The organism is Dyella sp. 2YAF14, from assembly GCF_052114725.1.
In the GTDB taxonomy this organism is placed as follows: domain Bacteria; phylum Pseudomonadota; class Gammaproteobacteria; order Xanthomonadales; family Rhodanobacteraceae; genus Dyella.
Genome location: NZ_JBFRFH010000001.1, coordinates 359,131 through 383,323 on the forward strand (window position 1 = coordinate 359,131; position 24,193 = coordinate 383,323).

The following is a 24,193-nucleotide window of genomic DNA, read 5'->3' on the forward strand; positions in this document are numbered from 1 at the left end:
TTTCATTCCACGCGCCCCCTGTCCCCAGGTCGTTCCCGGAGGGACGCGTGCGAGGTGGATGCCCCCGATTGAGATGCAGAGGTCTGGACATGGAATGGCAGAAAGACGCGCCGCCAGCAACGCATGCCGACGAGACGCCCAGCGTTGATCCTCGCCTGCAGGAGGACGCGCCGACGCGGCCACGCGCCCTGGTCGTCATGCACTGGCTGACGGTGCTGTTTCTCATCGTTGCCGCCACCCTCATCCTGTGGCGCGACCAGGTGGACGGTCGCAGCCTGCGGCTGTGGCTGCTGGAAGGCCACCGTCATTTCGGCCTGTTCATTCTGTTGCTCTTTGTGGCCCGCGTCGCGTACCGCTTCCGCGTGGGCAAGCTGCCCAGCGAGGGCAATACCTCCGCCCTGCTCCGCCTCGCCGCGGGGTCGACGCATGTGGCGTTGTACGTCTTGCTGCTGGTCCAGCCGCTGTTGGGCTGGGCGCTCAGCAATGCCGAGGACAAGCCGGTGCATTTTCTCGGCCTCACCCTGCCGACGCTGGTGGCCAGCGACGAAGACCTCGCCGACACGCTGACCACCTGGCACCAGGATGTGGCCTGGGTGCTGCTTGCCTTCATCACGCTGCACGCGGGCGCCGCGTTGTGGCACCACTTTGTACTGCGTGACCGAACGCTACGCATGATGTTGCCGAAGCGTCGTCCCTGATGAGCGTCGGAGCCCGCCCCTACCGCCGCACCACCCGAGACAAGGAGCTTTCATGTCGCCCTCTCTGACCCGAATCCTGCACCGGGCCGCGTATGCGCCGTGGATCCTGCTGATTGCATGCCTGATGCTGGCCAGCAACCGCGCCCATGCCGTGCCTGCCTATGCCCGCCAGACCGGCAACGCCTGCGCCGACTGCCACGCCGGCGCCTACGGCCCGGCACTCACGCCCTACGGCATGCGCTTCAAACTCAACGGTTACACCGACACCGACGGCCAGGGCACCAAGATTCCGGTGGCGGCGCAGCTCACCGGCGCGCACAACGTGCCCGCGCGCGGCGACAACACCACCGAGCTCACCGAGGTGGACGTCTATCTCGCCGGCCGCATCAGCGATCACTTGGGCGGCTTCGTCAAGGTGGTGACGGAAAACACCGGCGACGATCACTACAACACCAAGCTGAGCAACCTGGACCTGCGCTTCGTGGCGAAGGATCTGAAGGTCGCCGGCAAGGACACCATCGTCGGCGTGAGCGTCAACAACAGCCCCGGATTCGACGATCCGATTTCCGCACTGCCGTATGCGTCGGGCCTGGGCCCGCCGGCCGTGTCCGGCACCCTGCTCAACCTGTCCAGCGCGAACACGCTTTACAACCGCGTGATCGGCGGCAGCGTGTATGCCCTTTACAACAATGACTGGTACGGCGAAGTCGGCACCTACAACACCATGCCGACCTCGGTGCAGGATCACCTGGGTTTCAACCCGGCCAGCGATCCGGGCCATATCAGCGATACCGGTTATTTCCGCTTCGCTTATATGAAGGACATGAAGCGGCAGTTCTTCTCCGCCGGCGTGGTGGCGCTCACCACCAAGCGCCAGTTGCCTCGCAATGGACCCAGCGACGACATCACCGATCTGGGCTACGACCTCACCTACCAGTTCCTGGGCAATCGCGAGAACATCATCCAGGCGAGCTACGTGAACATCCTGGAACAACGCGACTATGGCAGCACGCCGACCATCAACGGCATCATGGCCAAGCCCAACGGCAACGCACGCGATCAGACACTGAGCGTGACCTACACCTTCAAGCAGAGCTACGCGCTGCAGGTGGCGCATCTGATCAGCACGGGCAGCCAGGACCCGGCGCGTTACCCGCCTTATGGCAAGCCCGACAGCACCGCCAACATGATCACCTTGTACTGGACGCCGTTTGGCAAGGACGACTCGTTCACCTCGCTTGCCAATCTGAAACTCGCCGCCACGTGGTACCGCTTCACGCGCTTCAACGGCGCCAGCGCAAACATTTTCGGTGCACCGCCCGGCGCGCTGATCACCGATGCGAAAGATCTCAACGCCTTCACCTTGAGCGCAAGTGTTGCGTTCTGACACCCCCCTAGGAGCCTGGACGTGACCAAAGCAAGGCTTGCAAGAGCGGCGCGCTGCGCCTTGATGACCGGTATGTTGTGCTACGGCGCGGGCGCCCTGCCCGCGCTGGCCGGCGACGCCGATGCCGGCAAAGATGTGTTCAAGCAGGAATGCTCCGAATGCCACAGCCCCAGGGAAGGCAAGAACAAGAAAGGACCCAGCCTGTTCGGCATCGTGGGCCGCAACGCCGGCAGCATTTCCGACTACAACTACTCCGATGCGCTGAAGAATGCGAAATGGGTGTGGACCGAGGACAAGCTGCACTGGTACCTGTCACAGCCTGCAAAACAGGCCAATCCCGGCACCAAGATGAAGTATTCGGGCCTCAACGATGCCAAGCAGCTCGACGACCTGATCTCGTATCTGCAATCGAACCATTGAGAACACCGCGCCTGGTGTGTGCACAAACGCCTTCCTCCTACTAACCTTGGACGGCGCCGACGCGGCTCGCTCAAAGGACCGATGTTGCAGGTCGATTTTTTAGCCAGTGATTGCCAGGTACCTCTTCCCGCGGCGGGCCAGCTTCCGCGGCGTGCGGGTGTGGGTGCCTGAAGGTGATACCGCGACGGCTTCATCGTCGCCTTGCGCTCGCGGCTCTGGCCACGGGCGCCGGGCTGCCGTGGCCAGTGGCGCAGGCGCAGACCGCGACCTGGAGCGGCACCGTGGCGCTCAGTTCCCAACTGGTGGATCGCGGCCTCGCGATTACGCCCGACACCGCCATCCTGCAGGCGGCCGGCTCGGTGAGCCTGCCCTCGGGCTGGGTCTTCGGCGCCTCGGCCAGCGGGGAAGTACGCGATCTTTCGCCGCTGGCCGAAGCCTTCGTGCAGGCATCCCATTACTGGCGACTGACACCGGACTGGCAATTCCAGGCCGGGCTCATCTACTACGACTATCCCAGCCGCGGCGGCGGCACCTTCAACCGTGTGGAAGCCAGCACCAACTGGATCTACCGCGACGTGCTCACCTTGGGCGTCTCCGCCATCCAGCCCGTCGGCAGCAGCAGCCACAAGCTGCGCGGCGCCGCCGACGTGGGCTTCCACTGGCCCTTGCCCTGGCAATTCTCGTTTTCCGCGGGGGCCGGCTATGCCCAGGCCCAGGTGCCCTATTACGTGACCTACCCCAACGGCCACAGCAGTTACGGCTATCACGGCGGCGACCGCGTAAACTCTTATGGCTACGGGCATCTTGGCCTGATCTGGAGCCAGGGCCCGTGGCGCGTGGAGGTCGATCGCATGGTGGTCGACCATGCCATGCGGGCGGAAAACTTGGCCGCCTCGCCTTGGGTTGCCACGATTTCGTTCACTTTTTGATCACGCAACCATTTCGGCCTGGGCGGGCACTTACGTGGTAACCCCCATGGGTAGTTCTAGCCATGAAAGACGCCGATATCGACGCTGACGAGACAGACCGCCTGCTGCTTCAACGCATGGTCGCGGGCGACCGCGCCGCGCTGGCGACGCTTTACCGCAGCTATCACGGACGCTTGTGCCGGTTCCTGTCGCGGCTGACGCGGCGGGCCGACCTGATCGAAGAGGTCATCAACGACTGCTTCTGGATCGTCTGGCAGAAGGCCGGCAGCTTCAAGGGCGAGTCGCGGGTGTCCACCTGGATCATCGGCATCGCCTACCGCTGCGGCCTGAAGGCGCTGCGCCAGCGCGGCGACGAACCGGTGGACGACGAAGGCATGCCCGAAGACCGCATGCCCTCCCACGACCCCGGCGAGGACCGCGAACTGCGCGACTGGCTGGGCAAGGGCATGGAGCGGCTGTCGGCCGACCAGCGCGTGGTGGTGGAACTGGTTTATGGCGTGGGCCACACGCTGGATGACGTGGCCACCATCATGCAATGCCCGGTGGGCACGGTGAAGGCGCGCCTGTTCCACGCCCGAGTGAAATTACGAAACGTACTGCCAGCCTTGGCTGGTGACCAGCTCACGCAGAAAGAGAGCGTGCCATGAAGTTGACGAAGGATACTGACAGGGACTGTTCCCGAGCCTGGGAAGCGATGCCGTGGGTGCTGCAGGACAGCGCCCCGCAGGAGCAGAGCGCCTGGCTCACCGAGCACCTTGCGCAATGTGAGGCCTGCCGCGAGGAATTCGCGCAGCAGAGCCAGTTGCGGCTTGCACTTGCGCTACCCACGGACGTACAGCTCGATCCGGAGGTCGGCCTCAAGCGCCTGATGACCCGCATCGACGACCAGGTCCAGGAAACCACGGCGCACGCGCGCAGCGGCACCTGGTTCCAGCGTGCGCTGGTGGCCGCCGTGCTGGTACAGGCGCTGGGCATCGGCGTGCTGGGCGTGAAGCTGTGGTCCGAAGATGCTGCGCAACCGTATCGCACCCTCAGCCAGCCATCGCCGGTGGCCATGCCGGGCGCCATCCACGTGGTGCCGGACGCCAACATGAAGCTGGCCGACTGGGACCACCTGCTGCATTCGCTGCAGCTGCAGGTGGTGGGCGGCCCCAACGATGTGGGGGCGTACACAGTGGTGCCGGAGCATGCGACGGCCACGCAGGACACGCTGCAGCAGTTGCGCGCGATGCGTGGCATCCGGCTTGCCGAACCGGCCACCACGAGTCCGTGAACACGTGCCCATGAAGATCCGCGCCCTGCTGCTACTGCTGGCCATGACGGTGTTGGGCGCGTGCACGGCGGCGCGCCCCTCCTCGTTGCCTGGCGCGACGGTCGGCCCCGGCGCATCCGGCGGCGACCACGTGGCCAGCATGAACAGCTCGCGCGACATCGTGCTGGCGGTGGCCAACCCGCAGGAGCCGCCGCCGACCCACGCGGGCTCCAGCATGCTCGGCTATGCGCCGCCGTCCAATTACGGCAAGGGCCAGCGCGCCATTTCAATGCTCGACAGCATGCGCGAGCACTACGGCTGGCATGAAGTCGCAGGCTGGCCGATCAAGGCGCTGAGCCTCTACTGCATCGTGCTCGAACCGCCCGCAGGCATGAGCCGGGATGACCTGCTCGCCGCCCTGGCCAAGGACGAACGCGTGGCGCTGGCCCAGCCGCTGCAGGATTACACCGTGTATTCCGCGCAGAACACCGACGACGCACACAAGTACAACGATCCGTATGCGGACCTGCAACGCGGCTTCGTCGAGACCGACGCTGCGCTCGCGCACAACAGCAGCCAGGGCGATCACGTGGAGATCGCCATCGTCGACACCGGCATCGACACCTCGCACCCCGACCTGCAAGGACGCATCCACGACGCCAGCAACGAAGTGGATGGCGACGATGCCGCGTTCAAGCGCGACGCGCACGGCACCGAAGTCGCCGGCATCATCGGCGCCATCGGCGACAACCATGTGGGCATCGTGGGCATGGCGCCCAAAGCCATCATCAGCAGCTACAAGGCTTGCTGGTACCCCACCACGGTGGAAGCCGGCGCACGCTGCAACTCGTTCACCCTGGCCAAGGCGCTCGCCGCGATCCTCGATACCGATGCGCGCGTGATCAATCTCAGCCTGGGCGGTCCGTCCGATCCCCTGCTCAACAAGCTGTTGATGCAACTGCTCGAGGAGCGGCGCATCGTGGTGGCCGCGATGCCGCCCAATGGCAGCACCCGGGGGTTTCCCGATAGCGCTCCCGGTGTGCTGGTGGTGCGCGTGAGCGGGCCCACGCCCGCGCCTCCCGAGGTGTTGAGCGCGCCAGGCAGCGACATCCTGACCACTCAACCCGGCGGGGGCTACGATTTCACCTCCGGCTCGTCGATGGCTGCCGCTCATGTGAGCGGCATTGTTGCGTTATTGCTGTCGATATCGCCGAACCTGGATCCAGGCAGCATCCGCGAGCTGCTGCTGAGCAGCAGCAAGCTGGTGGGCGGCATGCGTCAGGTGGATGCTGCCGCCGCCGTCACCGCGCTCAACAAGAACCTCAGTTCCTCGCGGCGTTGACGCCCCCGTTTCCTTCCCTTATCGCGGATCCCCAACCGTGAAGCAGATTGCCGAATCCCCCTCCTGCATGCCCGATGTCGCCGCCCAGCCCTATCTTGGCGGCCCACTCGACTGGGTTGGCATGGCAGGTATCGACGCCCCCGTGCGCATCGGCGCGGGCGACGGAGACATCCAAAGCGTGCATGCGCGACTGGATGCCTTCGTCAACCTGGTGCGCACCGACCGCCGCGGCATCCACATGTCGCGCCTGTACCTGTTGATCGACGAACACCTGGGCGCTGCCGCGCTCAGTCCGTTTGCGCTGGAACGGCTGCTGCGGGCCTTCCTGCAATCGCATCATGAGCTGGCCGATCGCGCGCGCATCCGTTTGCGCTTCGACCAGTTGGCGCCGCGCAAGGCGCTGCGCAGCGATTACTACGGCTGGCGCAGCTACCCGGTCACGCTCGAAGCCACCCTTGGTCACGAGGGCTTCGAGCTGACGCTGGCCACCGACATCACCTACTCATCGACGTGCCCTGCTTCGGCAGCGCTGTCGCGCCAGCTGATCCAGCAGCGTTTTGCGCAGGACTTCCCTGCCCATGAGCCCGTGCAGCACGCCGATGTGTTCGCCTGGCTGGGCAGCGAGCAAGGCATCGTGGCCACGCCCCATGCCCAGCGCAGCGTGGCGCACGTGTCGGCACGGCTCGCCCACGGCGCTCCGCTGGATGTGATCGGCCTGATCGACCAGGTGGAAGCGGCGCTCGGCACGCCCGTGCAGACCGCGGTCAAGCGCGAAGACGAGCAGGCCTTCGCACTCGCCAACGGCGGCAATTTGATGTTTTGCGAGGATGCCGCGCGCCGCATCCAGCGCGTACTGGACGCCGACGATCGTCTCGCCGATTTCCATGTGCGACTGGAGCACCAGGAGAGCCTGCACGCGCACGACGCCGTCGCGTACGCGAGCAAGCGTCGATAAGCAGGGCCATGCATGTCGGGGCGGCAGTGCCGCCCTTCACATCTCGTTGGCGAGCGTGGGTATGCACTGGATGGGACCCCAACGGAGACCATGCGCATGTCCGACCACGTCTACAAGTCCATCGAACTGACCGGCTCCTCCAAGACCAGCTGTGATGACGCCATCCGCACCGCCATCGCGCATGCCTCCAAGACGATCCGCAATATCCGCTGGTTCCACGTGATCGAAACACGCGGGCACGTGGACGAGGGTCAGGTGGCCTATTGGCAGGTGACGCTGAAGGTCGGCTTCACGATCGAATAGCGGGCGCTTCCTGTCTGCATTGGCGACAGGCGCCCTGCCACCGCAGCGTTGATCACGCGGCCATCGCTGGCGCCGCGTGATAGCTGCGCTTGAGATCCAGGAAGTCGATGGTCCGTTCTGCCCGCAGCCACTGCGCCAACTGCGCCTCATACGCCTGCCGATACGGCTTGCCCAGGTGATGCTGCATGAAATGCTCCCGGCTGCACGCCCACACTTCATACAACACGAACGTGTCCGGATCGTCGGGCTGTTGATGCATATAAGTGGTGACGAAATCCGGTTCGCTTGCCATCGCATCAAGCACGCCGAGCAGACCCTGCTCGAGTTCGCGCACATGGGCATGCTTGGCCGGCAGTCGCACGATGAAGGCAATCGTCTCGTTCATGGGGATCACACTCGGACGCGTTGAAGGGGTGATGCATGATCGGACGCGCCCGATGCCAACACGTCCGGGGCCTTCGATGAACATATGCGATTTCATCGAACGGGACGCGGCGTGGACTTGCGCTTGACGTGGCCAGCCTCAACCTGACCCGGACAGGTCAGTTCGACCACACCTTTCCGCCCCTACTTCCGGAGTCAAAAGCATGCATATCGACCTCACCGGCCGCACGGCCATTGTCACGGGTTCCACCGCCGGCATTGGCCTGGCCATCGCCAGCGGCCTTGCCGGCACCGGCGCTCACGTCGTCGTCACGGGCCGCACGCAGGCCCGCGTGGACGAGGCCATCGCCACCATCAAGAGCGCCGTGCCGAACGCCAGGCTCACCGGCGTGGCGGGCGACCTGGGCAGCGCGGAGGGCGCGCGCCAGCTGATCGCACAGGTGCCTGAGGCGGACATCCTGGTCAACAACCTCGGTATCTTCGAGCCCAAGGCGTTCTTCGATATTCCCGATGAAGACTGGACGCGCTTCTTCGAAGTGAATGTGCTCAGCGGCGTGCGCCTCTCGCGCCACTATGCGCAGGGCATGGCCAAGCGTGGCTGGGGCCGCATCCAGTTCATCTCCAGCGAATCGGGCCTGCAGATTCCCGCCGAGATGGTCCACTACGGCACCACCAAGACGGCGCAGCTCGCGGTGTCGCGCGGTCTGGCCGAGTCGCTCGCCGGCACCGGCGTAACCGTCAATGCGATCCTCCCTGGTCCGACGCGCTCCGAAGGCGTGGGCGACTTCTTCGCCAAGATCGCCAGCGACCAAGGCATCACGCAGGATCAGGTGGAGCGCGATTTCATCCAGACCCATCGCCCCTCGTCGCTGATCAAGCGCCTGGCCACGGTGGAGGAAGTCGCCAATCTCTCGGTCTATCTCGCCTCGGAACAGGCCTCGGCCACCAACGGCGCATCGGTGCGCGTGGACGGCGGCGTGGTGCGCTCGATCGCCTGACCGGCAAGCTCGACGGACGCCCGATCATGCGGGCGTCCGTCGGCGCAGCAGCCTCAATGCGATGAAACGAAGTCCGATGCCGCTGGCATCGGGGGCACCGCAAAGTCGTTGCGCATGCGCCGCACTTCGGCCACCGGCGTGCGCCCGAACAGGCGCTTGAACTCCCGGTTGAACTGCGACGCGCTGGCATATCCCACGGCATAGGCGGCTGCTTCCGCCGTCATGTCCCGCCGAGCCATGAGCAGTCGCGCCTGATGCAGTCTCGTGGACTTCAGGTATTGCATCGGCGATGTCCGGGTGACCGACCTGAAATGGCTGTGGAACGTGGGCACGCTCATGCCGGCTTCGCGGGCCAATTGCGCCAGACGAATCGGCTGGGCGTAGGCAAGATGGATGTGGCGCAGCGCCTTTCCTATCCGGCCGAAAGCACCCTGCATTTCCAGGGTCGAGCGCAGCGCCGCACCCTGTGCCCCGCTGAGCACGCGGTAATAGATTTCCCGCACGAGACCGGGCCCAAGAACCGCTGCGTCCAGGGGTTCATTCAATGCCTCAAGAAAGCGCACTACCGATGTCTGCAACGCCCGATCCATCGGGCTGGACATCATGCTGCTGGGCGCATCCTGGACGGCGTGCGAGGGATGCTGGGCGATCTGCAGCATCAGATCGGCGGCGACCTGGAAATCCAGATGCATATAGATGGCTAAAAGCGGACGCTCCGGCGTCCCGTCCGACTCCATCGTAAACGGGACAGGCACGCCAACCGCCAGATAATGCTGCTCGTCGTAGACATAGACCTGGTCGCCAAAATAGCCACGCTTGCATCCCTGGCACACGATCACGATGCCGGGGTCGTACAAGACCGGAGTTCGGTGCAGGGCGCGGTCGGAACGCAGGATTCGCACCCCCGGCAAAGCAGTGAGGTTGTAGCCCTCCTGCGGCGCAAGCTGTCGAGCAAGGCTGCCCATCGATGGGCTTTCGACCGGCACCTCCTGGGGCTTGGATGAGACGCGTCGGCTCATAGGAATGGGCAATACTTCAAGAACATCAGACGTAAAATATCCTCCCGTCATTCACTATTGTGCAAGCACCAAATTCAAACCCGAGGTGCAGTCGCCATGTCGGCAAGCAAAACGTTGTTGATTACCGGAGTCAGCAGTGGCTTCGGCAGGGCCCTGGCCCAGGAGGCCCTGGCCATGGGGCATCGCGTGGTGGGGACCGTACGAAACGAGCAAGCGCGCGAGGAGTTCAAAGCGCTTGCCGGCGGCGATGCCACAGGGCGCCTGCTCGATGTCACTGACTTCGACGCCATCGATGGCGTCGTTGCCGACATCGAGAAGACCGTGGGACCGGTGGACGTGCTGGTCAACAACGCCGGCTATGGCCATGAAGGCATTCTGGAAGAGTCGCCGCTGGCCGATATGCGACGGCAGTTCGATGTGAACGTCTTTGGCGCCGTGGCCATGATGAAGGCCGTGCTGCCCTACATGCGCAGTCGCCGCCGGGGACACATCCTCAACATCACCTCGATGGGCGGCCATATCACGCTGCCCGGCATCTCCTATTACTGCGGCAGCAAGTTTGCCCTCGAAGGCATTTCCGAAGCCGTCGGCAAAGAAGTGAAGCCCCTGGGCATTGCCGTAACAGCCGTGGCCCCCGGCTCGTTTCGCACAGACTGGGCAGGACGCTCGATGGTCCGCACGCCCCGCTCCATTGCCGACTACGACGGGCTGTTCGACCCCATCCGCGAAGCCCGCCAGCAAAAAAGCGGGCGGCAGCTTGGTGATCCCGTCAAAGCAGCACGAGCCATGCTCGAGCTGATTGCCCATGACTCGCCTCCAGCACACCTGTTGCTGGGAAGCGATGCACTCGAGCTGGTGCGACAGAAGTTGTCGTTGCTCGGCGAGGACATCGATCGATGGGAGTCCATCACCCGTTCAACGGACGGCTGACAACGCCGGCCAGTCACCGGGAGCAGCGTCGGCACTGCTCCCCCAAGGTTCACTCCCCGATCGAACATTGCGGCGAGAACCGGCACGGCTATTGAACAAGAAACGCCACGCGTTCTGGCACGCCCCGTAAAGCAACGCAATGGCAGCGGCGTAGATGAGCTTGGGCGAAATGGTGGAGGAACGCAGCAACGCCACGCCTGCCGAGGCAAGCATGAGCGTGGCCAGCATCGGCACGAAGTAGTCGGTGAGTGAGGTCCTGAACGCGTCGGCGCTGCGATAACCGCGCAAATGCTTGACATGCCAGGCGATGCGGGCCGTCGCGATCAACAAAGCGGTTCAGCCGACGAAAACCAGCGAACCTGCGGGAATCAACAGAAGGAGCGCGATCCCAAGCACCGCCAGAAAGTCGAAAAAACTGCGCTTGGCGACCAGCAACATCCACCCGCGGTGCTCGCCGGTGACGGCATGCAGCTTCATGGATAGCGAAACAAACAGCAGCCCGCTCAACGTGGCGGCAACTTCCGCCATGGTCGAGTAAGCCGATTGCCATTCATTCATAGCTTCGGCTCCGTAAAACGGCTCGGTTGCGCCGCAGCCTAATGCGCAGTCAACCATTGTGCGCAGCGTTCGATGTCTCTCGTGTCATGCCACCCATGCAGGGCAATGCGCAGATAGCCCTCGCGTGTGCTGGTGCTGATGCCTTGCGCGTCGGCGGCACGCAGCAAGCGTTCGCAACGTTCCGCCGGAACAGCGAACGACAAGATGGATCCCAACCTGCCTGCGTTGAGGAGTTCATCCAGTCGCTGTGCTTCAGCAACCCACGCTGCGTTTGCCGCCAGAGCGGCCAGCAAGGCGCGCTGCAAGCCAGCGATGTGCGCCTGCAGCCTGACCGCGCCGCCGCTTTCCACCAGCAGGCGAATGGACGACGCCAGCGCCGCACATGACACGATCGACGGGCTGCCTGCTTCCAGGCGCCGACCGTCGGTGGCCCACAGCGCATCGTTCTGCGCCTGCGCGCCGCTCTGCGAAAAATCATCCGGTGCCGAAAGCCAGGTGCCCAGCGGTACGAGCTGTTGACGGAAGCTCCGCTCGGTCCACAGCAACCCCTGCCCCTGCATGCCGAGCAAACCCTTGTGCCCGCCACTGGCAAACGCACTGATGCCCTCGAACGAGGTCGCGACGGTGCCCGCGCCCTGGATGCCATCGACCACCAGATGCACGCCGCGTGCGCGACAACCGCGACCGAGTTTTTCCAGGTCGAGGCGGATGCCATCCTGGTAACGCACCCACGAAACCGCCATCACGCGCGTGCGCGGCGTGATCGCATCCAGCAAACGCTGCTCCGGTTCGATCTGCGCATCGGGCGCGACAGACGGCTGGGCAAGCTGGCCGGCCCACAGCTCCACTTCCGTACACGTCACGCCCTTGCCGGCCAGCGCCAGCCACGGCAGTCGATTGCTCGGGAATTCGCCGGCGGGAATCACGACCTCGTCGCCCGCCTGCCACGCATAACCCAGCGCTACCACTTCCAGCCCGGTGGATGTGCAGGTGACCAGGCTGATGTCCTGCGCGTCGACACCGAGCAAGGTGGCGCCGATCTCGCGCAGCGAACGCTGCACGTCGAGGAAGTCTTCGTTCCAGCGCACGTCCCAGGGCCGCAACTCCGACGCCATCAGCGCGCGCACTGCGTCGGCCGACGCGCGGGGCAAGGGGCCATCCTTGCAGTGCGAAAACCACCGCACGGTCGGCGGCATATCGAACAGGTCGCGGGAAATCAGGGGCGCTATCGGCGGCACAACGCGTATTCCTTGATGCGGTAACGCCTATGGCCGCTCATAAACGATGTGCGCGGCCGCGGCAAACAGATGGCGCACGCTAGCACAAGGATTTGCGCGCCCGGCCTGTCGCTGCGCCAATCGAAAGCACCGACGTTCACACGGTCTGCACGTCTTGCGCGTCCGCTGTACGTGTCCGCAGTCCGCCGTGCTTGTCCGGACACCGTCCGCGGACACTGACGATCCAACGTAGCGATGCGCACAAATGGCTTGGGAATGCGGGATGCCAGCGATGTGCGAGGTTGGCACGGGGCTTGCCATATATCCAGTGAAAGGCCCAGTAAGAGCCACCCGACAACCCCCGTGAAGGAGAACGACCATGAAATTCGAAAACCTGATGCTGCACAGCCTGTTCGCCGCCTGCATGCTGGTCTGCGTGTTGACCCTGGGTGCGATGATCGCCGCCCCGACCTATACCAACGCCGCTGTCGCCAGCGCGGCTCCGGTGGCCACCACGGCACAGCCGGCCGGTTGAGTCACTCGCTTGCGCACCGCGTCGCTTGCCGTCGCACGCTCGAACGATCCCATCAGCGAGATCCGCACCGACAGCTAGCCCCGGGGATATCCCGGGGCTAGACCAGCGCCAGCACCCGCACCTGAAGGCCGCACCCGATGCCTGCACGCGCGGCATCGCCCATCCGTCGCTGCATCGTCGAGGGCTTCAGCCCGCGGCGGAGGCCTGCCGGCTGAGTTCGGTCAGTCCGTGACGTTCCATCGCGGCGTAGACCTGCTCCCACCACCATCGGCTATCCCCGCGATCGATCGATGATGACGGCACCTGGACCAGCTGCTCGAATGCTGCCCACAAGTCCTCTTCCGGCGCATCGCGCCTTGCCAATCCGTTGAGTTCCTCATCCAGCGCGGCAAACATCGTTGCCCATTGCTCTTTGGAGTAACGCACGATCTTGGGCCCTCGGTCGAAAGTGGCTACGGTTGCACCGGTCCCTTTCTCGTCCATTTCGCAGCGCTCGCGGCGAGCCTTGCGACTGGCAACGACGAGCCACCCGCTTGACGTCCACTTCACTCGCAAAAGTGGACTCTTTTTCGGCGTGTCGTGCGACCGGCGCTGTGACGCAACGCTGGGATCCCCAGCCAATCACCTGCCCGGCATTGGCGGCTCCCCGCGCCCGGTTCGGATGCCACGCCAGCCACAGGGGTCAACGAGTACGGGAAACGGTCACGTTTCCACGTCGTCGTGCGCGGCTGCATTCGCCATCACCGCTTATCGCTCCACTCCTCAACTGGCGTCGTCGACGCCAGGTCTTAAGTCACGCGCAACTCAACCAACAGGTGCAAGCACATGGGCAGCAGTACGATCACCACCAAAGACGGCGTCGAGATTTATTACAAGGATTGGGGCAAGGGCCAGCCCATCGTTTTCAGCCATGGCTGGCCGCTGTCGGCAGACGACTGGGATGCACAGATGTTGTTCTTCCTCAGTCATGGCTATCGCGTCATCGCGCATGACCGTCGCGGCCATGGTCGATCCACGCAGACCGAAGACGGCAACGACATGGACCACTACGCGGCCGACCTGGCCGCGCTCACCGAGAAACTCGATCTGCACGACGCCATCCACGTGGGTCACTCCACTGGCGGTGGCGAAGTCGTTCATTACGTGGCCAATCACGGCCTCAAGCGCACGGCCAAGATCGTGCTGATCAGCGCCGTGCCGCCGCTCATGCTCAAGACCAAGGACAACCCCGATGGCTTGCCGCTGGAAGTGTTCGACGGTTTTCGCGAGGCACTCGCGGCCAACCGCGCGCAGTTCTACGTGGATGTCGCCTCAGGGCCGTTCTACGGTTTCAACCGTCCGGGCGCCAAGCCCGTGCAGGGCACCATCGACAACTGGTGGCGCCAGGGCATGATGGGCGGCACCAAGGCCCACTACGACTGCATCAAGGCCTTCTCCGAAACCGATTTCACCGAAGACCTCAAGAAAATCGACAAGCCCGCCCTGGTCTTGCACGGCGACGACGATCAAGTCGTGCCGTACAAGGACGCGGCCCTGCTGTCGGCCAAGCTGCTCAAGAACGCCACGCTGAAGATTTATCCGGGCTACCCGCATGGCGCATTCACCATCCATCATGACGTGATCAACAAGGACCTGCTCGAGTTCTTCAAGAGCTGATGCACCCCGCAGCCCCTGCGCCCGGCGCGGGGGCTGCTTTCATCGCAGCTGAAGCACCGCCCGCGGCACGCCCTGTGACCGCAACCACAGCGTGCTCACAAATACCGGCGGATAGTCTGGCGCACACGAATGCCCGGGGGTTTTATGGCCGTGTCGGCTCCGCTATCCACCGACGAAGGACGACGGCTCGAGCGCCTGCTTTCGCTGGGCGTACTCGACACGGAAGCGGAGCCCCTGTTCGATGCCCTGACCAAGGCCGCCTCCCTGCTCACCGGCGCCCCTATCGCGCTGATGACCCTGGTGGACGATCAGCGGCAGTGGTTCAAGTCCAACGTGGGCCTGGAGGGCACCCGCGAAACCTCGCGTGCCGTGGCCTTCTGTTCGTACACCATACTTGGCGATCAGCCATTCGTCGTGCCCGATGCGACCGAAGATCCGCGCTTCGCCGACAATCCCCTGGTCACTGGCGACCCGCATATCCGTTTCTATGCCGGCGCGCCGATCACGCTCAATGATGGCCTGCGCATGGGTGCGCTGTGCGTGATCGATCGCCAGCCGCGACGTTTGTCCAGCGAGCACGCGGCCATCCTGCAGGAGCTGGCGATCGCCGCTGCCGAGGCCCTGGAACAACGCAAGGCCGCGCTCGAACACAGCGAGTCCCTGCACCGCGAGGCCTTGCTGCATCGCCTGTTGATGGAAGACCGCACGCGCCTGGCAGCCATCCTCGATGCCTCGCAGGCGGGCACCTGGGAATGGAACGTGCAGACCGGCGAGATGCGCTTCAACGAACAGTGGGCCAGCATTCTCGGTTATGCGCTGGAAGATCTGGACCTGCTCTCCTCCAGCGTATGGCGCGATGTGCGGGCGGACGAAGGCGGCATCATCCAGGGCGCGCAACGCCGCCTCACCCATCCCGACGACTTGCCGCAAATGGACCAGTGCCTGCAGGAACATCTGCGGGGCGAGCGCTCGCTGTTCGAGAGCGAAGCACGTCTGCGCCATAAGGATGGCCACTGGTTGTGGGGCCTGCTGCGCGGCCGTGTGATCAGCCGCACCGACGAGGGCAAAGCGCTATGGATCTACGGGACGCTGGTCGATGTTTCCGAGCGCAAGCGCATGGAGCGTCGCCTGCATGAAAGCGAGGCCTTCCTCGATCGATCGGGACGCGTCGCCGGCGTGGGCGGCTGGCAGCTGGATCTGGCGACCCATCAACTCACCTGGTCGGATCAGACCTGCGCCATCCATGATCTGCCGGCAGGCCATATCCCCACGCTTGGCGAAGCGATCCACTACTACGCTCCCGAAGCGCGCGAGCAAATTCAGCAGGCCGTGGCCAGGGGCGCCGAAGACGGCAAGGGCTGGGATCTCGAACTGCCGATGATCACCGCGAAGGGACGCCACATCTGGGTTCGCGCCGCCGGCGCGGTCGAGTTCGAGCATGGCAGGCCGTGCCTGCTCATTGGCGCGATCCAGGACATCACGGCGCGCAAGCAGGCGGTGGAATCGGTTCAGCGCAGCGAACGCCGCTTCCGCAAACTGTTCGAGGAAAGCCTGGGCCTGATCTGCACGCATGACCTCCACGGCACCATTCTTTCGGTGAATCCGGCGGCGGCGCAGTCGCTGGGCTATTCGATCGGCGAACTGTTGGGACGTCCGTTCAAGGAGCTGATCGATCCTTCGCTGCACGGCAGTTTCGATGCGTACCTGCGCCGCGTCACCGGCGAAGGCGTTGCGCACGGCCTGTTGCAGATCAAGGCCAAGGACGGTCGCAACCTGGTCTGGCAGTTCCACAATTCGCTGGATACCGAGGACGAGGAACCCTATGTGCTCGGCCACGCGCTGGACGTGACCGAACGCATGCGCCATGAAAGCCAGCTGCGCGAATGGAGCGTGCGCGATTCACTCACTGGCTTGTTCAACCGACGCTACCTTGGCCAGGTTTCCGAGCAGCTTGGACACAACGATCGCTGGGGCTGCATCGTGATCGATCTGGAAGGGTTCAAGTCGGTCAACGATACGCATGGCCACCAGCGCGGCGACGAAGTGCTGGTGGCCATGGGCCACTTCCTCACCATGCACGTGCGTCCCGACGATATCGTGATCCGCTCCGGCGGCGATGAATTCCTGGTGTTGCTGCCGCACGCCGGCGAGCAGGAAACGCTGGCCATCGTGCGGCGACTGGAAGCGGCGCGCGCCAGCGCGCCCAACCGCTTCACCATGGGCTACGCCATACGCATCGGCGGCATGCCGCTGGATGCCGCGCTGGCCAGCGCAGACAGCCAGTTGTATCGCGTGCGGCGCGACCGCGGCTACCAGGGGCGCTGAGTCCGCTCAGCGGAACAGATTGGTCTTGGCCAGTTCAATCAATTCGTCGCCCCGTCCGTTGATGACCGTGCGCAGCGCCCACAAGCCAAAGCCCTTGGCCTGTTCCAGCTTGATGCTGGGCGGCATGGCTAGCTCCTGCGTATTGGTCACCACATCGAGCAAGGCGGGGCCGTCGTGCGCGAGGATATCCTTGATCGCGGCGGGCAGATCGCCGGGATCTTCCACGCGTATGCCATGCACGCCGACGGCACGAGCCATCGCGGCAAAGTCGGGATTGACCAGCGACGTGCCGGTTTCCAGATAACCGCCTGCCTTCATCTCCAGCGCCACGAAGCCCAGCGTGTGGTTGTTGAACACCACGATTTTCACCGGCAGCTTCTGCTGCACGAGAGTGAGAAAGTCGCCCATCAGCATGGAGAAGCCACCGTCGCCGGAAAGGCTGATCACCTGCCTGCCCGGATAGGCCGCCTGCGCGCCAATGGCCTGCGGCATCGCGTTGGCCATCGACCCGTGCACCAGCGAACCAATCAGGCGACGTCGCCCATTCATCTTCAAATAGCGCGCCGCCCAGATCGATGGCGTGCCTACGTCGAAGGTGAATACCGCATCGTCCGTCGCCGCCTCGCTCAGCAGCTTGGCGAGGTATTGGGGATGGATCGGCTTGCGGCCGGGCTTGCCCGTGGCCAGTTCGTCCAACCCCTCGCGCGCCTTGCGATAGTGCGACACGCTAGCGTTGAGATGGGCCTTGTCCTGCTTCGCCTTCAGTTGCGGCAGCAAGGCCTCGATGGTGGCCGCCACATCGCCCACCATGCCCAGGTCCAGGCGCGCGTGCTGACCAAGACTGTCCGGGCGAAGATCCACCTGTGCAATCTTCGCGTCGGTGGGATAGAACTGCCGATACGGGAATCCCGTGCCCAGCATCAGCAAGGTGTCGCAGTTCAACATGGCGTAATAGCCGGAACTGAATCCGATCAGGCCGGTCATGCCCACGTCGTACGGGTTGTCGTATTCCAGGTATTCCTTGCCGCCAAACGCGTGCACGATGGGTGCCTGCAGGGTCTCTGCCAGCTTTACCACGGCGTCATGCGCGCCTGCGCAGCCGCGACCGCACAGCAAGGTGATGTCCTTGCCGCTGTTGAGCAGTTGCGCCAGTGCATCGATATCTTGTTGCGCCGGACGCACCACGGGCGGACGCAGCGCGATGGATGAACCGGCCGACGGTTTGGCATCCAGTTCAAGCAAGGCCACGTCGCCGGGAATGACAACCACCGCCACGCCGCGCTTGCCGATGGCCGCGCGCATCGCGCTTTCCAGCACGGCGGGCAATTGCTCGGGCGTGGATACCAATTCGCAGTAGTGGCTGCACTCGCGAAACAGCGATTCCGGATGAGTCTCCTGGAAATAGCCGCGGCCGATTTCCGCGCTGGGAATCTGCGCCGCAATCGCCAGCACCGGCACGCGCGAGCGATGGCAGTCGAACAGGCCATTGATCAAATGCAGATTGCCGGGGCCGCAGCTACCTGCGCAAACCGCAAGATCTCCCGTCAGATGCGCCTCGGCGCCGGCGGCGAAAGCCGCGGCCTCCTCGTGGCGCATATGGATCCAGTCGATGTCGCCGCGCTGTCGCAAGGATTCCGTGATGCCGTTGAGACTGTCGCCCACCACGCCGTAGATGCGTCGCACGCCGGCGACGTGCAGGGTTTCGGTGATGACATCAGCCACTTTCGTACGCGCCATAACTCGACCTCTTCGATGGAAGGCCCGCGCCAGAGACGGCATGACGGGTCCAGCGAGTATCGCGTCGGCGGCGTGACAACCATGTCAGCCTCGCGCGCCTCCGCACGACCTGCGTGGGTCGTGCGGAGGCAAGCTTGCGAACTACTTGGAGATCAACAACAGCAAGGACTGCCCGCACTGCCCGTAGGTTGTTCCGGCGCCACCAATCAAGGCTTCGTTGCCGGGTGATACGAAGGTATTGGCGCCATCGTTCCAGTTGCAGGTGTCGGTGACGCGATACCACTGCGTGCCCGAGGGCGGCGCTGGCAGCGTGAAGGTGACGCTGCCCGACCAGCCGTTGTAGGCGATATACATGGAGTTGCTGTCGCCCAGCGCCGGACCATTGATGGTGTATGCAAGCGCGTAGTTGCTGGTGTTGTTCCAATAGTTGGTGTCTGCCGTCGCACCGCTGGACTGGTACCAGACCACCTGGCTGGCGGAATACCAGCTGGCCGGGCGCAGGGCCGGATGCGCCTTGCGGAACGCGATCAGGCGCTGTGCAAACGTGTAGAAATTGCTCTGATCCGTGGTCCAGCTGTTGGTGAGCCAGTTCGCGCTGGAGTCCAGGTTGTAGGCGTTGTTGTTGCACTGGAGCGTGCGCAGGTATTCATCGCCACCCTGCATCAGCGGCGTGCCCGCCGAGAGCATTTCGAACGCCATACCGGTGCGCGCGGCACGACGCTGGTCCAGCGCCGTACCGGTGCCGGCCGACATGCCCTGGTCCCAGCTGTAGTTCGTGCTGGTGCCACCGTCGGATGGGCCGTAAGGCCATGCCTGGCTGTTGCTCGCGCCGTTGCACGAATAGACGTCCTTCAGCGTCATGCCGTCATGCACGTCGATAAAGTTCACCGAGTTCCACGGCGAACGTCCATTGGCCTGGAACAGGTTGGACGAACCGGAGAAGTCGTTCGCATCCTGCGTGATATGGATGGTCATGCTGCCCAGTTCGTTCTGCGCCTGGCGCAGGCTGTCGCGGAACACGCCGTTCCACTCGGACCATCCTTGCGGAAAGCCGCCTAGCTGATACGAATTGCCACCGATCGCCCAAGGCTCGGCAAACAGGTCCAGGCCGCTGCCACCCGTGGCCGGGCGCACGCTGAATTCGCGCAGGATACGGTTGATCGCCACATTGGAATCGGCTGCATCGAAGTTGTATCCGCCGCTCGGGCAATTGGGCGCCGCCGAGGTGTACGCACCGTTGAGGCAACTATTGCCCAGCACGGAAGCAAGATCGAAGCGGAAGCCGTCCACGCCCATGGTGTTCGCCCAATAAGCCAGCGAATCCACGATCAGGTTCTGCGCCACCGTGTTGTACGTGTTGTAGTTGGCGCCAATGCCGGTGTTGTCGTAGAAATATTGGTTGCCGGAGGTCAGCTCGTAATAAGTGGCGTTATCCAGGCCACGCCACGATTCGATCGTTGCCGTGGTCGGGTCGTTGCTGGTCCACGTGCCGCCCTCGGCCGTATGGTTGTAGACCACGTCCATGTACACCTTGATGCCGGCATTGTGGAAGGCCTGCACCATCGCCTGAAATTCCGCCGTGGGGCCGCCGGGCGCCTTGTTATAGGCGTAGCGTCGGTCCGGCGAAAAATAGTTCTCGGTCATGTAGCCCCAGTAGTTCTGGTTGGCATCCGAGTTGGGCACCACATCGTTGGCGTCGTTCTGCGTTTCCTGCACGGGCAGGAATTCCACCGCGGTGACGCCGAGGCTGGCCAGATAACTCGCCTTCAGCCCCGCCCCGTAATAGGTGCCGCGATACTGCGCGGGAATCGACGTGTCCTGTTCGGTGAAGCCGCGCACGTGCACTTCGTAGATCACGTCGTCCTTCTGCGCACGCGTGGGCTTGGTGCCGGTGCCTTGCGTGCTCGGCGCCAATACAACGCCCTTGGGCGCGTAGATGCCGCTGTCCGTCGTGCGATAGCTGGCGCCAGAGGCGAACACGTTGCCGTTCTGGTTCGACGGGTTGAGCGGATCCTGGCTCACTTCCTGTGCATAGGGATCGAGCAGCAGCTTGTTGGGATTGAAACGATTGCCACTGGCGTCGACATCGGAAACGAAGCCCACCTGCGAGCCCTTGCCCCAACTGCTGCTATACGGCCAGTTCGGTCCCCAGGCGCGGTATCCGTAGTACACCGAACCGGTGATGCCCGCCGCCTGGATCGACGACACCGGCACCGTCACCGCCCATACGCCGCTGCCGACGGAGCTTAGTGTGTAAGTAGCCGATTCCTGCGCGCCATAGCCGCTCGCATACAGGTACAACACGATGCGCGTGGCGCTGGACGAGTAGACGCGAAAGGTGATGCTGGTCTTTTGCGCGTTGTAACTGGCGCCAAGACTCATGCTGTTGATAGCCGCGTGGGTCGTTGCAGCGGGCACGCCGGCGAGCGCCGCGCAGGCCAGCAGCGCGGCGAGGATTTTCGAGCACTTCATGGGTGAGCCTCCATCCTGCTTCGTTGACGATCAGGTCGAACAGCAGCAACGCCATGGGGCACTCCCTGCCACGGCTGGCGGCCTAGCGAACACCACTGTCGTTCGCAACTTCAGCGCGGTCGCGCGCACTCCCCTCGCGCAACCGCCTTTCGGGCGGCAGTGCGTCGCATCCTAGAAAGCATCGCAGTGCAGCAACCAGCGGCTGCATACGTATTCATTGCGAACGGGGTCCGCAAAAACGTCACTCGCTGGCGGAACGTTCCCATCGGGCGAGCTGTTCGCGCAGCGCTTCGTTGTCGGCCTTGAGCTCCGCCACTTCGGCCTTGAGCTCGGCAACGCGACGCTGCAGGGTCGGCAAATCCTCGCCCTCGCCTGCTTCCACCACCGGCTTGGGCTTGCGCTTGGCCTCGCGCACGCGCTTGGCCGCCTGCTTGAGTTCGTCGTCGCCGGCGCTGGCAGCGGCGCGCTGCTCGTCCTCCGGCAAGGTCGCCACGGCCGCGGCCGCATTGATCGACAACACGCCGGATTTCACCGCCGCCACCACTTCCGGTGCAGCCTGCTTCTGGATCTTTTCGATCATCACCACCTGGTTGTTGCTCAGCCTCGCCTCGCGCGCGATGGCCTGGCGGCTGGGCAGCGGCTCGGACTTGGCGGGCGCTTCGGCCACGTCGGCCGCCGGGGACGGCGGCACCTCGTCGGCAGCCGGTGCGGTTTCCTGCTCCGCCGGCTTGGTGCGCGTGCGACGCTCCTGCAGGATCTCGCGCTTGCGCAGTGCCAGCACGCCGCGCTGGAAATCGGACACGCTGCGACGTCCAAGGTGCTGCTCGATCATCCACAGGTGCACGTCTTCCATCGACTGGAAGCGCGTGTTCTGCACCGTGTTGAACGGCAGGTCGTGCTTGCGGCAGATGCCGTAGCGGTTGTGGCCGTCGACCAGGACATCGCCCCATAGCACCAGCGAGTCGCGGCAACCCTCCGCGAGCAGGCTGCGTTCCAGCGCCTCGTATTCGTCCGGGGTGAGCGGGTCGATATAGGCCTTGAGTTCTTCGTTGACGACGATGTCCATGGGAGCGTGCTGCGGCGGGCAAAGGGGCGGCATTGTAGAGAACCTGCGCGCTGGTTTCGCGGCTTGCGCGGGGCGGCGGAACGTGCGCAGGCACTGGTAAGGCCGTCGCGCACAGGGTGCGCTCCCACAGGGATGGGCATGGAGGCGCCAGGACAGCTCTGCTACCTTGCTGGCTTTCCGACGAGGGGGATTCCATGCTGCTGCGCCAATGCCTTGCCCTTGCGCTCGCTGTCTCGCTGTCCGCCACCGTGGCGGCCGACGAAGCGAAGCCTGCCCATACGCCCTCGCCGAAGGAACTGCTGGCCAAGTCGCAGGCGCAGGAGTGGCGCACGCCCGACCCGCAGAACCTGCTGGTCATGCAACTGCCGCAGGGGCGCGTGCTGATCGAGCTGGCTCCCGATTTTGCGCCGCTGCATGTGGCCAATATCCGCACCATGGCGCACGAGCACTATTACGACGGCCTCGCCATCGTGCGGGTGCACGACAACTTCGTCACCCAGTGGGGCGACCCGGCCAGTGACGATGAGGGCGACAAGAGCAAGCTCAAATCCCTGGGCTCGGCCAAGGACCGGCTGCCGCCGGAATACACCCGCCCTTACGACGCCAAGCTCCCGTTTACCGCGTTGAAGGACGGCGATTTCTACGCAGCGGAAGTCGGCTTCTCCGAAGGGTTCCCGGTAGCGCGCGACAAGGCCAGCCAGCAAGAGTGGCTGACCCATTGCTACGGCATGGTGGGCGTGGGCCGCGACATCGATCCTGAAACCGGCAGCGGCAGCGAGCTTTATGCCGTGATCGGCCAGTCGCCGCGCGCACTCGATCGCAACATCGCCGTAGTCGGCCGCGTGCTGCAAGGCGTGGAATACCTCTCGGGCCTGCCGCGCGGTACCGGCCCGCTGGGCTTCTATGAAAAGGCCGAACAACGCGTGGCGATCCCCTCCGTGCGCCTCGCCGCCGATCTTCCCGCTGACCAGCGCCCCCACGTGGAAGTGCTGCGCACCGACAGCGCCACCTTCGCGGCTTTGGTGGATGCCAAGCGCAATCGCCTGGACGACTTCTATCGATTGCCGGTGCACAAGGTGGACCTGTGCAGCGTGAGCATTCCCGTGCGCGACGCCAAGCCGGCGCACTGATCAAGTCAGACGTTGCCGCTCCCTGGCGGCAACGTCCTGGTTTCAGCTACTACGGGGGCGCTTCGCGCAGGCGGGACTTGCGCGTTACGCGGCGCCAGATCCAGCGCCATCCCAACGCCAGCGGGAACGCCAGCAACAGGAACGGGATGCCATAGGCAAGCATCGACAAGGCGTCGCGAATGCCGTCGTATAGTTGGTCCATCCATTCGCCGAGCGACACACCAAGCCGGTGGCCGCGACTCTTATCGGCGAAATCCAGCTGTAGCAGATTGGTGTCGAGACGCCGCTGTTGTTGCGCGGCCGTGTTCTGAAGGCTTTCGCGCTGCACCTGGATCTGAGCGCGTTCATGGCCCAGCGCAATGAGGTCGCTGGTGGCCAGGTCCTTGCGTTGCGCCAGCTGTTCCATCTGCGCTGAATAAGCTTCCAGCTGCTGCAGCTTCTGCTCGTTGTCATTCACCGCGTCCGCCAGGTCTTCAGCGCGGGTTTGCCGCCACGCCACCGTCCCATCCTTGCTGGCCATGCCGGTCAGCGGCTCCACGCCGGACGGCACCACGCGCAGCGTCAACATCGCGCTGTTTTCGCCCTGCTCGATGCGCAACACATTGCATGCGCCAAACTGTGCCGACTCACACGCCTTTCGCACGGCGGCCATGCGCGCTGGAATCTCTGCTTCAGGCAAGGTGATGCGCAGGTGGTGCTCATACGCAAGCTTGGCCCCACCGCTGGCCGTTTCGCCTGGCACAGGTAACGGTGCCACTTCCTGCTTCTTCGAACATCCGGCTGCTACCACCACAAGCGCTGCCAACAGCACTGCTCGTTCCAACATGCGCATGCCTTTCCCCTGTTAGTCGACGTTTCTGATCCCGCGCGTCGGCAGCGT

Annotated in this window: 25 protein-coding genes; 15 read left to right on the forward strand and 10 right to left on the reverse strand. The window is 64.2% G+C overall.

All coding sequences use genetic code 11. The annotated features are described in order from the left end of the window. Nucleotides 1–89: 89 nt before the first annotated feature. The 9 genes from AB4Y82_RS01700 to AB4Y82_RS01740 all read left to right on the forward strand — a co-directional run bounded on the left by AB4Y82_RS01700 (nucleotide 90) and on the right by AB4Y82_RS01740 (nucleotide 7,286). Entirely contained in the window at nucleotides 90–698 is a 609-nt protein-coding gene (locus tag AB4Y82_RS01700) for a cytochrome b (protein ID WP_441604547.1), read from the forward strand. Between the two features lie 52 nt (nucleotides 699–750). Beyond that, on the forward strand, nucleotides 751–2,085 hold the full coding sequence (locus AB4Y82_RS01705; protein ID WP_441604546.1) for a cytochrome C: 1,335 nt from the start codon (nucleotides 751–753) through the stop codon (nucleotides 2,083–2,085). 72 nt (nucleotides 2,086–2,157) lie between these two features. Next, entirely contained in the window at nucleotides 2,158–2,505 is a 348-nt protein-coding gene (locus AB4Y82_RS01710; RefSeq protein WP_052950019.1) for a c-type cytochrome, read from the forward strand. Nucleotides 2,506–2,786: 281 nt separating this feature from the next. After that, nucleotides 2,787–3,434, forward strand: a complete 648-nt coding sequence (locus AB4Y82_RS01715) for a hypothetical protein (protein ID WP_441604545.1) — start codon at nucleotides 2,787–2,789, stop codon at nucleotides 3,432–3,434. 62 nt (nucleotides 3,435–3,496) lie between these two features. After that, a complete protein-coding gene (locus AB4Y82_RS01720) occupies nucleotides 3,497–4,081 on the forward strand; it encodes a sigma-70 family RNA polymerase sigma factor (protein WP_441604544.1) in 585 nt (194 codons plus the stop codon). Continuing rightward, the gene (locus AB4Y82_RS01725; RefSeq protein ID WP_441604543.1) at nucleotides 4,078–4,707 is read left to right on the forward strand and encodes a zf-HC2 domain-containing protein; all 630 of its coding nucleotides are present in this window, start codon (nucleotides 4,078–4,080) and stop codon (nucleotides 4,705–4,707) included. The genes AB4Y82_RS01720 and AB4Y82_RS01725 overlap by 4 nt, the downstream gene beginning before the upstream one ends. 10 nt (nucleotides 4,708–4,717) lie before the next feature. Next, nucleotides 4,718–6,028, forward strand: a complete 1,311-nt coding sequence (locus AB4Y82_RS01730; protein WP_441604542.1) for a S8 family serine peptidase — start codon at nucleotides 4,718–4,720, stop codon at nucleotides 6,026–6,028. Nucleotides 6,029–6,095: 67 nt separating this feature from the next. Continuing rightward, the gene (gene folE2 / locus AB4Y82_RS01735; RefSeq protein WP_441604646.1) at nucleotides 6,096–6,983 is read left to right on the forward strand and encodes a GTP cyclohydrolase FolE2; all 888 of its coding nucleotides are present in this window, start codon (nucleotides 6,096–6,098) and stop codon (nucleotides 6,981–6,983) included. A 96-nt stretch (nucleotides 6,984–7,079) separates the two neighbouring features. Then, nucleotides 7,080–7,286, forward strand: a complete 207-nt coding sequence (locus AB4Y82_RS01740; protein ID WP_441604541.1) for a dodecin — start codon at nucleotides 7,080–7,082, stop codon at nucleotides 7,284–7,286. Between the two features lie 52 nt (nucleotides 7,287–7,338). Here AB4Y82_RS01740 and AB4Y82_RS01745 read toward each other — a convergent pair whose 3' ends face one another. Continuing rightward, entirely contained in the window at nucleotides 7,339–7,671 is a 333-nt protein-coding gene (locus AB4Y82_RS01745) for a putative quinol monooxygenase (RefSeq protein ID WP_441604540.1), read from the reverse strand. 202 nt (nucleotides 7,672–7,873) lie between these two features. On the opposite strand from AB4Y82_RS01745, the gene AB4Y82_RS01750 reads away from it, so the two are divergent. Continuing rightward, on the forward strand, nucleotides 7,874–8,668 hold the full coding sequence (locus AB4Y82_RS01750) for an SDR family NAD(P)-dependent oxidoreductase (RefSeq protein ID WP_441604539.1): 795 nt from the start codon (nucleotides 7,874–7,876) through the stop codon (nucleotides 8,666–8,668). 53 nt (nucleotides 8,669–8,721) lie between these two features. Here the strand turns inward: AB4Y82_RS01750 and AB4Y82_RS01755 are convergent, their stop codons facing one another. Beyond that, nucleotides 8,722–9,654, reverse strand: a complete 933-nt coding sequence (locus AB4Y82_RS01755) for an AraC family transcriptional regulator (protein WP_441604538.1) — start codon at nucleotides 9,652–9,654, stop codon at nucleotides 8,722–8,724. A 90-nt stretch (nucleotides 9,655–9,744) separates the two neighbouring features. Here AB4Y82_RS01755 and AB4Y82_RS01760 point away from each other — a divergent pair, with 90 nt between their 5' ends. After that, entirely contained in the window at nucleotides 9,745–10,617 is an 873-nt protein-coding gene (locus AB4Y82_RS01760) for an oxidoreductase (RefSeq protein ID WP_441604537.1), read from the forward strand. Here the strand turns inward: AB4Y82_RS01760 and AB4Y82_RS01765 are convergent. The 3 genes from AB4Y82_RS01765 to AB4Y82_RS01775 form a co-directional block, all read right to left on the reverse strand. After that, complete coding sequence (locus AB4Y82_RS01765; protein WP_441604536.1) at nucleotides 10,603–10,944, reverse strand: hypothetical protein; 342 nt, start codon at nucleotides 10,942–10,944, stop codon at nucleotides 10,603–10,605. The two genes, AB4Y82_RS01760 and AB4Y82_RS01765, sit on opposite strands and share 15 nt — an antisense overlap. 9 nt (nucleotides 10,945–10,953) lie before the next feature. Next, nucleotides 10,954–11,145: a hypothetical protein gene (locus AB4Y82_RS01770; protein ID WP_441604535.1), complete on the reverse strand. Its 192-nt coding sequence runs from the start codon at nucleotides 11,143–11,145 to the stop codon at nucleotides 10,954–10,956. Between the two features lie 68 nt (nucleotides 11,146–11,213). Continuing rightward, nucleotides 11,214–12,326 (reverse strand): aminotransferase class V-fold PLP-dependent enzyme, encoded by a 1,113-nt coding sequence (locus AB4Y82_RS01775; RefSeq protein ID WP_441611087.1) that lies wholly within the window; start codon nucleotides 12,324–12,326, stop codon nucleotides 11,214–11,216. 445 nt (nucleotides 12,327–12,771) lie between these two features. On the opposite strand from AB4Y82_RS01775, the gene AB4Y82_RS01780 reads away from it, so the two are divergent. Further along, nucleotides 12,772–12,927: a hypothetical protein gene (locus AB4Y82_RS01780; RefSeq protein ID WP_441604533.1), complete on the forward strand. Its 156-nt coding sequence runs from the start codon at nucleotides 12,772–12,774 to the stop codon at nucleotides 12,925–12,927. A gap of 186 nt (nucleotides 12,928–13,113) precedes the next feature. Here AB4Y82_RS01780 and AB4Y82_RS01785 read toward each other — a convergent pair whose 3' ends face one another. Continuing rightward, on the reverse strand, nucleotides 13,114–13,353 hold the full coding sequence (locus tag AB4Y82_RS01785) for a hypothetical protein (protein ID WP_441604532.1): 240 nt from the start codon (nucleotides 13,351–13,353) through the stop codon (nucleotides 13,114–13,116). 399 nt (nucleotides 13,354–13,752) lie between these two features. Here AB4Y82_RS01785 and AB4Y82_RS01790 point away from each other — a divergent pair, with 399 nt between their 5' ends. After that, a complete protein-coding gene (locus AB4Y82_RS01790) occupies nucleotides 13,753–14,583 on the forward strand; it encodes an alpha/beta fold hydrolase (protein ID WP_441604531.1) in 831 nt (276 codons plus the stop codon). Between the two features lie 150 nt (nucleotides 14,584–14,733). Next, nucleotides 14,734–16,908, forward strand: a complete 2,175-nt coding sequence (locus tag AB4Y82_RS01795) for a PAS domain S-box protein (RefSeq protein WP_441604530.1) — start codon at nucleotides 14,734–14,736, stop codon at nucleotides 16,906–16,908. Nucleotides 16,909–16,914: 6 nt separating this feature from the next. On the opposite strand, the gene poxB is transcribed toward AB4Y82_RS01795, so the two are convergent. From poxB to AB4Y82_RS01810, 3 genes are all read right to left on the reverse strand, one after another. Next, a complete protein-coding gene (poxB, locus tag AB4Y82_RS01800) occupies nucleotides 16,915–18,630 on the reverse strand; it encodes a ubiquinone-dependent pyruvate dehydrogenase (protein ID WP_441604645.1) in 1,716 nt (571 codons plus the stop codon). A gap of 156 nt (nucleotides 18,631–18,786) precedes the next feature. Further along, nucleotides 18,787–21,117 carry an alpha-amylase family glycosyl hydrolase gene (locus AB4Y82_RS01805; RefSeq protein ID WP_441611088.1) on the reverse strand — a complete coding sequence of 777 codons (2,331 nt, stop codon included), beginning with the start codon at nucleotides 21,115–21,117 and terminating at the stop codon, nucleotides 18,787–18,789. Between the two features lie 241 nt (nucleotides 21,118–21,358). Continuing rightward, entirely contained in the window at nucleotides 21,359–22,183 is an 825-nt protein-coding gene (locus AB4Y82_RS01810; RefSeq protein WP_441611089.1) for a plasmid replication/partition related protein, read from the reverse strand. A 194-nt stretch (nucleotides 22,184–22,377) separates the two neighbouring features. Here AB4Y82_RS01810 and AB4Y82_RS01815 point away from each other — a divergent pair, with 194 nt between their 5' ends. Then, the gene (locus AB4Y82_RS01815) at nucleotides 22,378–23,313 is read left to right on the forward strand and encodes a peptidylprolyl isomerase (RefSeq protein WP_441604527.1); all 936 of its coding nucleotides are present in this window, start codon (nucleotides 22,378–22,380) and stop codon (nucleotides 23,311–23,313) included. Between the two features lie 49 nt (nucleotides 23,314–23,362). On the opposite strand, the gene AB4Y82_RS01820 is transcribed toward AB4Y82_RS01815, so the two are convergent. Next, entirely contained in the window at nucleotides 23,363–24,139 is a 777-nt protein-coding gene (locus AB4Y82_RS01820) for a DUF4349 domain-containing protein (protein WP_441611090.1), read from the reverse strand. Nucleotides 24,140–24,193 lie beyond the last annotated feature (54 nt).

Excerpts from the sequence above, each read along its gene's own strand:
- AB4Y82_RS01740 (WP_441604541.1), top strand. The coding sequence starts at position 7,080 with ATGTCCGACCACGTCTACAAGTCCATCGAACTGACCGGCTCCTCCAAG.
- AB4Y82_RS01750 (WP_441604539.1), top strand. The coding sequence starts at position 7,874 with ATGCATATCGACCTCACCGGCCGCACGGCCATTGTCACGGGTTCCACC.
- AB4Y82_RS01725 (WP_441604543.1), top strand. The coding sequence starts at position 4,078 with ATGAAGTTGACGAAGGATACTGACAGGGACTGTTCCCGAGCCTGGGAA.
- AB4Y82_RS01730 (WP_441604542.1), top strand. The coding sequence starts at position 4,718 with ATGAAGATCCGCGCCCTGCTGCTACTGCTGGCCATGACGGTGTTGGGC.
- AB4Y82_RS01770 (WP_441604535.1), bottom strand. The coding sequence starts at position 11,145 with ATGGCGGAAGTTGCCGCCACGTTGAGCGGGCTGCTGTTTGTTTCGCTA.
- AB4Y82_RS01820 (WP_441611090.1), bottom strand. The coding sequence starts at position 24,139 with ATGTTGGAACGAGCAGTGCTGTTGGCAGCGCTTGTGGTGGTAGCAGCC.
- AB4Y82_RS01705 (WP_441604546.1), top strand. The coding sequence starts at position 751 with ATGTCGCCCTCTCTGACCCGAATCCTGCACCGGGCCGCGTATGCGCCG.
- AB4Y82_RS01745 (WP_441604540.1), bottom strand. The coding sequence starts at position 7,671 with ATGAACGAGACGATTGCCTTCATCGTGCGACTGCCGGCCAAGCATGCC.
- AB4Y82_RS01720 (WP_441604544.1), top strand. The coding sequence starts at position 3,497 with ATGAAAGACGCCGATATCGACGCTGACGAGACAGACCGCCTGCTGCTT.
- AB4Y82_RS01805 (WP_441611088.1), bottom strand. The coding sequence starts at position 21,117 with ATGAAGTGCTCGAAAATCCTCGCCGCGCTGCTGGCCTGCGCGGCGCTC.
- AB4Y82_RS01780 (WP_441604533.1), top strand. The coding sequence starts at position 12,772 with ATGAAATTCGAAAACCTGATGCTGCACAGCCTGTTCGCCGCCTGCATG.
- AB4Y82_RS01815 (WP_441604527.1), top strand. The coding sequence starts at position 22,378 with ATGCTGCTGCGCCAATGCCTTGCCCTTGCGCTCGCTGTCTCGCTGTCC.
- AB4Y82_RS01810 (WP_441611089.1), bottom strand. The coding sequence starts at position 22,183 with ATGGACATCGTCGTCAACGAAGAACTCAAGGCCTATATCGACCCGCTC.
- AB4Y82_RS01710 (WP_052950019.1), top strand. The coding sequence starts at position 2,158 with ATGTTGTGCTACGGCGCGGGCGCCCTGCCCGCGCTGGCCGGCGACGCC.
- AB4Y82_RS01700 (WP_441604547.1), top strand. The coding sequence starts at position 90 with ATGGAATGGCAGAAAGACGCGCCGCCAGCAACGCATGCCGACGAGACG.
- folE2 (WP_441604646.1), top strand. The coding sequence starts at position 6,096 with ATGCCCGATGTCGCCGCCCAGCCCTATCTTGGCGGCCCACTCGACTGG.
- AB4Y82_RS01790 (WP_441604531.1), top strand. The coding sequence starts at position 13,753 with ATGGGCAGCAGTACGATCACCACCAAAGACGGCGTCGAGATTTATTAC.